This is a genomic window from Paraburkholderia sp. RL17-373-BIF-A, assembly GCF_046030175.1.
In the GTDB taxonomy this organism is placed as follows: domain Bacteria; phylum Pseudomonadota; class Gammaproteobacteria; order Burkholderiales; family Burkholderiaceae; genus Paraburkholderia.
In genome coordinates this window covers 1-323 of record NZ_JARESO010000489.1, presented here as the reverse complement: position 1 = coordinate 323, position 323 = coordinate 1, and the positions used below count along the sequence as shown (strand labels likewise).

Here is a 323-nt window from a genome sequence, read left to right as displayed (position 1 = left end):
TTGGCGTACTACGCGCGATCTGCCCGAGCGTGGACGAATCGGCATCTTCAACCGGTCCTATTACGAGGAGGTGCTTATTGCTCGCGTTCACCCCGAGATTCTCCATAAAGAGGGCCTACCGGATGCACTGCTGAACGAAAAGACGGTGTGGCATGACCGCTATCGTTCGATCTTGGACCTCGAGTTACACCTTTCCGGGAACGGTACGCGGATCGTCAAGTTCTACCTTCACATGTCGAAGGAAGAGCAGCGCAAACGTTTCCTGCAGCGCATAGACGACCCCGAGAAAAACTGGAAATTCAGTGTTGCCGACATCGAGGAAC

General features: G+C 54.2%; 1 protein-coding gene. It reads left to right on the top strand.

The genetic code is table 11. The features are described 5' to 3' along the window. A partial coding sequence (locus tag P0D80_RS51500) for a polyphosphate kinase 2 family protein (RefSeq protein WP_459252789.1) occupies positions 1–323 on the top strand: 323 nt, incomplete at both ends.